General features: G+C 47.2%; 3 rRNA genes. All 3 read right to left on the bottom strand.

The features are described from left to right. Window positions 1-697 (bottom strand): 16S ribosomal RNA (locus VTH8203_RS23590); the annotation flags it as partial. A 368-nt stretch (window positions 698-1,065) separates the two neighbouring features. Beyond that, window positions 1,066-1,181: ribosomal RNA gene (gene rrf / locus VTH8203_RS23595) — 5S ribosomal RNA — on the bottom strand. A 128-nt stretch (window positions 1,182-1,309) separates the two neighbouring features. Next, window positions 1,310-1,480: ribosomal RNA gene (locus tag VTH8203_RS23600) — 23S ribosomal RNA — on the bottom strand; the annotation flags it as partial.

Below are 1,480 nucleotides of genomic sequence, written 5' to 3' on the forward strand. Positions count from 1 at the left end.
TACACCTGAAATTCTACCCCCCTCTACAGTACTCTAGTCCGCCAGTTTCAAATGCTGTTCCGAGGTTGAGCCCCGGGCTTTCACATCTGACTTAACGAACCACCTGCATGCGCTTTACGCCCAGTAATTCCGATTAACGCTCGCACCCTCCGTATTACCGCGGCTGCTGGCACGGAGTTAGCCGGTGCTTCTTCTGTCGCTAACGTCAAAGATGCACGCTATTAACGTACACCCCTTCCTCACGACTGAAAGTACTTTACAACCCGAAGGCCTTCTTCATACACGCGGCATGGCTGCATCAGGCTTGCGCCCATTGTGCAATATTCCCCACTGCTGCCTCCCGTAGGAGTCTGGACCGTGTCTCAGTTCCAGTGTGGCTGATCATCCTCTCAGACCAGCTAGGGATCGTCGCCTTGGTGAGCCATTACCTCACCAACTAGCTAATCCCACCTAGGCATATCCTGACGCGAGAGGCCCGAAGGTCCCCCTCTTTGGCCCGTAGGCGTTATGCGGTATTAGCCATCGTTTCCAATGGTTATCCCCCACATCAGGGCAATTTCCCAGGCATTACTCACCCGTCCGCCGCTCGACGCCGTTAACGTCACCCGAAGGGTCAGTTAACTCGTTTCCGCTCGACTTGCATGTGTTAGGCCTGCCGCCAGCGTTCAATCTGAGCCATGATCAAACTCTTCAATTTAAGATTTTGTTCGGCTCAATGAATACTGACTTTAAACTACCTTTTCTCTAGAAATAGAGAAGCAATCTAAAGCTATTATCGTTCCAACAGAACGATAATGAATTGACTGTGCCAAGTCTTTCGACTTGATTGGTCACTCAGTTCATTGAAAACCTAATTTGAAACCGAAGTTTCTAATTTGATTATCATCAACGAGTGCCCACACAGATTGATAGGTTTATATTGTTAAAGAGCTTTGCTTTCAGCACCTTAAGTGCTTCAGCGAGGTGCGTATAATACGCTTCCCACTTTGAAAGTCAACATAAAACTCTAAGATAATTTAGAACTTTATGGTGACTTGCTTAGATTCTAAGCAAGTGCGAAATAAAGCCTGGCGATGTCCTACTCTCACATGGGGAAACCCCACACTACCATCGGCGCTATTGCGTTTCACTTCTGAGTTCGGCATGGAATCAGGTGGGTCCACAACGCTATGGTCGCCAAGCAAATTCTGCTTTTACTTTCAGCTTTTATTAAAAACTGAAGGCAAAAAATCTGGAAAACTGATTTTAAAAGTCTAAATACACATTCAAAGTTCTTACTTTGAGTCCATCAAAACCCTTTGGGTGTTGTATGGTTAAGCCTCACGGGCAATTAGTACAGGTTAGCTCAACGCCTCACAACGCTTACACACCCTGCCTATCAACGTTCTAGTCTCGAACAACCCTTTAGGACGCTTTAAGCGCCAGGGAAGACTCATCTCAGGGCTCGCTTCCCGCTTAGATGCTTTCAGCGGTTATCGAT

Origin of the sequence: Vibrio thalassae, from assembly GCF_900089835.1 — a bacterium.
Classification (GTDB): domain Bacteria; phylum Pseudomonadota; class Gammaproteobacteria; order Enterobacterales; family Vibrionaceae; genus Vibrio; species Vibrio thalassae.